Genomic DNA, 6,499 nt, shown 5'->3' with positions numbered 1-6,499 from the left:
CAGTCTCAGAGAAAGCACGGGCTATTGGCGGCAGTGTACTGGAAGCCATTTTAAGAAAATACAATCATTGACCAGGTCATAAGTCTGGTCATGGACCAAATTATAGATCAAATTATAGATCTGGTGAGATGATAATCATTCAAAGGATTTAATCATGTTAACAAAAGCGTTTATCCCGTACAAAGGCTATTATTCAAGTCCTTTTTCCAAATGGCAGGGCAGTCTGGCCAATGAACATTCCATTGTTCTTGGATCTGAAACTGCTAAAAACTGGTTTAAAACAAAGGATATCAACCCTGATATCTTTGATTATCTGATTCTTGGCGCTACTGTGGGTCAGCCCTATATGTTTTACGGAGGACCCTGGACATCTGCTTTAACAGGTGCCCATAATATCCCTGGTTGTCTCGTCAGCCAGGCATGTTCAACCTCTACCACTGTTGTATTCCAGGCAGCCATGGGTATTGAGACAGGAACTTACAAACAGGTATTCACCCTGATGACCGACAGATGCTCCAACGGTCCCCACACCATCTGGCCCAATCCCAAAGGCCCCGGCGGGCAGGTAATTTCAGAAAACTGGGTCATGGATCAGTTCAACAATGATCCCTGGGCAAAAAATGCCATGATCCAGACTGCGGAAAATGTTGCCAAAGAAACAGGAGTAACAAGGGAACAATGTGATGAAGTGGCCTTACGGCGGTATGAGCAGTACACGGACAGTCTTGCCAATGACCGCGAATTCCAGAAAAAATACATGTTTCCAGTCACCATACGGATATCCAGAAAAAAAACCATACAGATGGATGCAGATGAAGGAATTATGCCCAGCACAAAAGAAGGCCTTGAAAAGCTTAGACCGGTACTGCCGGATGGTTCCCATACTTTCGGATCACAGACCCACCCTGCCGACGGTAACTGCGGTGTGATTGTCACCTCAAGAAAAAAAGCAGAAGAACTGAGCCAGGACAGCTCAAAGGATGCACAGATTGTTTCCTACGGGTTTTCAAGATCAAAAAAAGGGTTCATGGCCATGGCAGTGGTTCCTGCCGCCCAAATGGCCTTGGATAATGCCGGTATCTCCATCAAGGATGTTAAAGTGATCAAGACCCACAATCCCTTTGCCGCCAATGACATTTATCTGGCTGACCAGATGAATATTGATGTGCATTCCTTTAATAATTACGGGTCCTCCATGATCTTCGGCCATCCCCAGGCACCGACAGCAGGACGGCTGATCATTGAAGGCATTGAGGAACTGGCAGACAAGGGCGGTGGATATCTGCTCTTTACCGGGTGTGCTGCCGGAGATACAGGGGCTGCTCTGATATTGAAAATAGGTACTTAAAATATAATTCATACATTTTATATAATACAGGAGAAAAAACATGCGAGCATTGATAATAGGCGGAGTCGGCGGTATGGGTCAGGGCGTTGCCCGGGACCTGATAAAACAAGAACAGGTTACAGCTGTTACCTTAGCAGACTTGTATCCTGACCCTGAAAGACTGGCACCTAAACTGCGTGACAGTGAAAAAACAAGTCTCATCAAGATGGATGTAAACGATCACGACGTTATGGTGACTGCATTCAAAGAAACTGATGTGGTGATTAACTGTGCAGGCCCCTTTTACAAGACTGCCGTGCCTGTTGCAAAAGCGGCTGTTGAGGCAAAGGTAAACTATATTGATATTTGTGATGACTACGAAGGAACACAGATTCTTTTCAACTCTGACATTGATAAAATGGCAAAAGAAGCCGGCATCACGGTTCTCACCGGCATGGGATCAGATCCCGGAACCAACAATATTCTGGTTAAATGGTATGCAGACCGCCTGGACAAAGTTGATGATATTTACCTTTATTGGGTGGTCAGTATTGCAGAGCTTGCAGGAGCTGCCTGGGATCACAGTCTTCATATGACCCTTGGAAAAATCCCCCAGTATATTAATGGAGAACTGGTCCATGTGGAAGGCGGGACTGAAGAAACACCAGAACAATTTCTTGAACCCCTTGGCACCTGCCATGTCCGCTACGTAGGCCATCCCCAGCCTTTGACCCTGCCAAGATACATCAAAGGAGTTAAGAATGTAATCATCAAGGGAGCCCTTATCCCTTTATGGGTGGATGAACTGATACAAGAGCAGAAAAATACCGGTCTTTTAGGCACAGAACCCATTGATATCAAAGGAACCCAAGTCACCCCCTATGATATTGCATTAAAACTTTGGGAGACCATTCCTGAGGGAAGAGATAACGGCCCCCAGTCTTCGGGTCTTAAAGTCATTGTCAAAGGAGAAAGAAATGGTAAAAAAGTCACCTACACCGCCGACATGGTGGGCAGGATGGCTCCGGGAACAGGACTTCCCGCCTCCATCGCATCCCTTATGATGGATGCAGGCGATGTAACGGTAAAAGGTGTGGTGGCCCCGGAAGGCTGTATTGACCCTGCCAAATTCATTGGTACCTTTTTAAAGAGGGGGGCAAGAATCCATCAGACAGAAACCATTTCATCCATGTTTGAAATTTAGCACAGGAGACTTTCCATGAAAGAGACAAAAAGACTGAACATCACTAAGAGCCGGGAATTGTTTGAAGAAGCAACCACACTTATCCCAGGAGGGGTATTGGGTGCCAGAAAACCTGGCGATTTTATTGATGGAGAATACCCCATCTTTCTTGAAACAGGAAAAGGCGCGCATTTGATTGATGTTGACGGTAATAAATTTATTGATTTTCTCTGCGGATACGGCCCCATCATCCTGGGGTATCGTGAAGAAGAGGTGGATGAAGCCGTTTACAAACAAATAAAAGAGAAAGGATTTTGTTTTACCCTGACCCAGAAATTCCAGAACGAGCTTGCCAGAAAGTTGACCCGGATTATACCCTCTTCTGAAATGAGCATTTTTTTGAAAACCGGGTCCGATGCCACCACGGCCAGCATCCGTATTGCAAGAGCTCATACCGGCAGACTCAAGGTGATGCGCTGCGGTTACCATGGCTGGCATGACTGGTGTATTGAGATGAAAGGCGGCATTCCGGCAAAATTCTATGAAGATGTCTATGAATTTCAATACAATAAACTTGACCAGCTTGAAAAACTTATGAAAACCCACGGGGATGATACCGCTGCTATTATCATGACACCTTTTGGGCATCCCAATCATCAAAAGATGCAGACACCGAAACCGGGATTTCTTGAAGGAGTAAGAAAGATTGCAGACAAATATGGTGCAGTCCTTATCTATGATGAAATCCGTACCTGCTTCAGACTTAGAATGGGCGGTGCCCAGGAACTCTATGGTGTCACTCCGGATTTGACTGTCCTTGGAAAAGCCATGGGCAATGGCTATCCCATCTCTGTTGTGACCGGAAAAAAAGATGTCATGATGGCGGCTGAATCAAAGTTGTTTATTTCTTCTACATTCTTCCCAAACAGCGAAGCCTTTGTTGCAGCCCTTAAAACCATAGAAATCATGGAACGGGACAATGTGCTGGACAATATCTGGGAAAAAGGCGAACGGTTCATGAAAAATATCCAGGCTCTGATTGACAAACATGATGTGGGTGCCGAGCTGACCGGTGTGGCTCCCATGTTCTACATCACCTTTAAAAAAGATGAAACAGGTGCATACAAAGGCAAGCGCAAAGATTTTTACACCCAGCTCATCCGAAAAGGATTCTTTTTCACCCCTTTTCACCATGCCTATATCAGCTACAGGCACACCGAAGAAGACCTGGATCTGACCCTAACCGCCATTGATGAAACCTTGGCCTTTGTAAAGGATAAGTATCAATAAAAAAACGAAACCTGCCCTGGTTCTCAGGGCAGGTTTAAAATACAAATTTAATAATGATATCTTAATTGAGCAATTAGGATGGAGTCGTTTTCAATTTTATAAACGATCCGATGCTCATTATTTATTCTTCTTGACCAATATCCAGAAAGGTTGTGTTTCAGTGGCTCCGGTTTGCCAAGTCCTTCAAATTTATTCCTTTGAATATCTTTGATAAGATTATTCACACGTTTTAATTTTTTCCTGTCGTTTTTTTGCATATATAAATAATCATCCCAAGCATTCTCAGCAAATATAAGCTTCATTCAATAAGTTCTCTTTCTCTACCCTTGCCTGCATTTAGCTCTTCAATTGAATTTATCAACCTTTTTGCATTTTTAGGACTTTGCATGAGATAAGCTGTTTCATTCAATGATTCATAGTCATCAAGAGACATCATTATTACTGCTTCATTGTTTTTGCGAGTAACAATAATGGGAACATGATCATCACAAACTTGTTTCATGGTACTGGCCAGATTATTTCTTGCTGTTGTATATGAGATAACGCGCATAGAGCACCTCTGAAAAATTTTATAAGTTGTACATGTACAATATAATGTACGGCTTGAAATATGTCAACCTTTGGTAAAAAAGTTGCTTCCAAACAAATGTGGAACTTTGTCACCACGGAACAAACGAATCAAAAATTTACCGTCACCAAGGTATGAGTGGATTATTCCAATCAAAAAACATAATATACCGGCTATTTAAAGTACTGTTTGAATTCTTCACTGGGTTCTCTGTCAGAGGGAAAGGGCAAGTCTCTCAAGCGCCTCCCCGACTGGCGGAGCTAATTCTATGAATTTTTCTAGTTTTTCACATTTGTATTCACTGCAGGCAGCACAATGCGGGGTAATTTTTTCAATATTGCATTTTCGTATTTCACAAATATTTTCAGTAAAGAAGAATTGAATGCCGTCAGATTTACAACCATTACAATTGATTTGCTCCGGCTTTACCTCTGTGTTGTATTGAACAGTCCATTTCTTTGCGACCTCTTCACGCTTTTCTTCACTGTCTGCTTGTGTGGCTAAATATCCTTCACACTTTGAGCAATCCATTCCACAGTATGCGATCATTTCGTTGTCTCCTTGTTTTTTGCCAATGTTCTTTTTCTTTCGTCGGTATAATACCACCACTTTTGGGGAGGCGCTCCTTCCATATATTTTACTGCCGCTATAAATGTGTCAGATAGGCAAGGGTCAAACTTCTTACCCATTATCGTGCATAAGTCCGCATACATTGAGTAAGGATTTTGACCAATTAATTCAAAGGGAGTATTGATTCCTAAAATATTTAGATATCGGATCGTGGCAGAGCCAACATTTGGGATCTTTCTTAAATCTTCAATTTCTACTCTGCTCTTCATTCCTGTTTTCCTCTGCCGAATGCGTGAGTTGACCAGTAAGTTTGCCTTGATAATAAAAAAATATTATTATCAAGTAAAATTTCTTTAACTTAATTTTTAACCATGGGGCTAAAAAATGTCAAGAGAGGGGGGGGATAAAACCTTGCTTGATCAGGTGTGCGATGTAATGAGAGTAAAACATTACTCAATACACACTAAATGAGCTTATTGTAATTGAATTGACAACGACTATGATTTCTCCCTGATGGCTTCCATCTGGCATCTACCCCGGCATAAAGCAAGGCGGTTTCTTGCCGTCGCCTTTAATGTCGCTGTGATGCGCCATTATAGAAGGAAAATTTTATAACATTGAACTCACAACCATCAATGCAGGTACCACAAAGAATGCATTCACTATTTTCCATTTTATTAGTCTTTACCATCTCTTCAACAGGAAGACTCATTGGGCAGTTTTGGGTACATGTATGACAATGGTTGCATTTCTCATAATCCGATTTTAGTTGAAGTGAAGCCCACTTGAATCTATTTCTTATTTTTCTTCCTAATATCATAAATGGGGCCATCCAACATAAATGATGACAGAATGATCTTCTCCCAAAAATAAAAGCTGGTAATACTATCAGAAAGAGAAGAACACAAAGATAAGCTATAAGAGCGCTTACATCGCCTATAGAAAACCCGTATTTAGTCAGGTATAAAAAATCTATTTTTTCATAACCACCGCGTCTGATAGCTAACAGAGCAATAGCACTGATCCACGGAACCCAAATTATCCATTTAATATAATTGCCCTTTGTTACTTTTTTATCCCTTGCTAAAAAAATTGCCTCCTGACACCCCGCACCAGGACAAACCCATCCACAGTATGCCCTGCCAAGAACGAGAGCGCTTATAAACATAAGCAAGAACATAATAAAACTACCATTTATAATACCATTCATAGTGGATTGAATGATAACAACAGGTGACAGATAATAGAAAATTGCAGGAAATAAGAAAAACGAAAATAGAATTATTCCTTTTCTTAATTTTTGTCTGGTATTCATTTTTTCTCCTGTTAAAAGATTTTAGTTGTGGATTATTTTTGGTTTATAGTATCCCACGCTCCTTTGATATCTTTATCTTCATTTCAATAATATTCTTAGGTGGTGGACTAATCTCGGGCTTACTCACCAGCGATATTGCTTCCACCGGACACGTGGTAACGCAAAGAGCGCAGCCAATGCACTGCGCCGCATCAACCTCACAATATTCATCATTCTCCTTGATGGCTTCCATCTGGCATCTATCTG

At 41.8% G+C, this 6,499-nt stretch carries 9 protein-coding genes; 3 read left to right on the top strand and 6 right to left on the bottom strand.

Going from position 1 to position 6,499, the window contains the following annotated elements; genetic code table 11:
• Positions 1 to 154 precede the first annotated feature (154 nt).
• Genes K8S13_RS23020 through K8S13_RS23010 form a run of 3 tightly spaced genes read left to right on the top strand, consistent with a single transcriptional unit; the run spans position 155 to position 3,800 of the window.
• On the top strand, positions 155 to 1,348 hold the full coding sequence (locus tag K8S13_RS23020; RefSeq protein WP_291466068.1) for a thiolase family protein: 1,194 nt from the start codon (positions 155 to 157) through the stop codon (positions 1,346 to 1,348).
• A gap of 40 nt (positions 1,349 to 1,388) precedes the next feature.
• Positions 1,389 to 2,531 carry a saccharopine dehydrogenase NADP-binding domain-containing protein gene (locus tag K8S13_RS23015; RefSeq protein ID WP_291466067.1) on the top strand — a complete coding sequence of 381 codons (1,143 nt, stop codon included), beginning with the start codon at positions 1,389 to 1,391 and terminating at the stop codon, positions 2,529 to 2,531.
• A 15-nt stretch (positions 2,532 to 2,546) separates the two neighbouring features.
• The gene (locus K8S13_RS23010; RefSeq protein WP_291466066.1) at positions 2,547 to 3,800 is read left to right on the top strand and encodes an aminotransferase class III-fold pyridoxal phosphate-dependent enzyme; all 1,254 of its coding nucleotides are present in this window, start codon (positions 2,547 to 2,549) and stop codon (positions 3,798 to 3,800) included.
• Positions 3,801 to 3,847: 47 nt separating this feature from the next.
• Here K8S13_RS23010 and K8S13_RS23005 read toward each other — a convergent pair whose 3' ends face one another.
• The 6 genes from K8S13_RS23005 to K8S13_RS22980 form a co-directional block, all read right to left on the bottom strand.
• Complete coding sequence (locus K8S13_RS23005) at positions 3,848 to 4,102, bottom strand: Txe/YoeB family addiction module toxin (protein ID WP_291466065.1); 255 nt, start codon at positions 4,100 to 4,102, stop codon at positions 3,848 to 3,850.
• Positions 4,099 to 4,350, bottom strand: a complete 252-nt coding sequence (yefM, locus tag K8S13_RS23000; RefSeq protein ID WP_291466064.1) for a YoeB-YefM toxin-antitoxin system antitoxin YefM — start codon at positions 4,348 to 4,350, stop codon at positions 4,099 to 4,101. Before yefM ends, K8S13_RS23005 begins: the two co-directional genes overlap by 4 nt.
• A gap of 231 nt (positions 4,351 to 4,581) precedes the next feature.
• Positions 4,582 to 4,917: a DUF3795 domain-containing protein gene (locus tag K8S13_RS22995; protein WP_291466063.1), complete on the bottom strand. Its 336-nt coding sequence runs from the start codon at positions 4,915 to 4,917 to the stop codon at positions 4,582 to 4,584.
• Positions 4,914 to 5,207: a helix-hairpin-helix domain-containing protein gene (locus K8S13_RS22990; RefSeq protein WP_291466062.1), complete on the bottom strand. Its 294-nt coding sequence runs from the start codon at positions 5,205 to 5,207 to the stop codon at positions 4,914 to 4,916. The genes K8S13_RS22995 and K8S13_RS22990 overlap by 4 nt, the downstream gene beginning before the upstream one ends.
• A gap of 302 nt (positions 5,208 to 5,509) precedes the next feature.
• Positions 5,510 to 6,253, bottom strand: coding sequence for a 4Fe-4S binding protein (locus K8S13_RS22985; protein WP_291466061.1), 744 nt, complete (start codon positions 6,251 to 6,253; stop codon positions 5,510 to 5,512).
• Positions 6,254 to 6,296: 43 nt separating this feature from the next.
• Positions 6,297 to 6,499: 4Fe-4S binding protein (locus K8S13_RS22980; RefSeq protein WP_291466060.1), on the bottom strand; the 203-nt coding region annotated here is incomplete at its 5' end.

The sequence above is a fragment of the Desulfobacula sp. genome, from assembly GCF_021107415.1.
The sequence above is the reverse complement of the archived record's forward strand: the minus strand, read 5'-3'. Positions and strand labels throughout refer to the sequence as shown.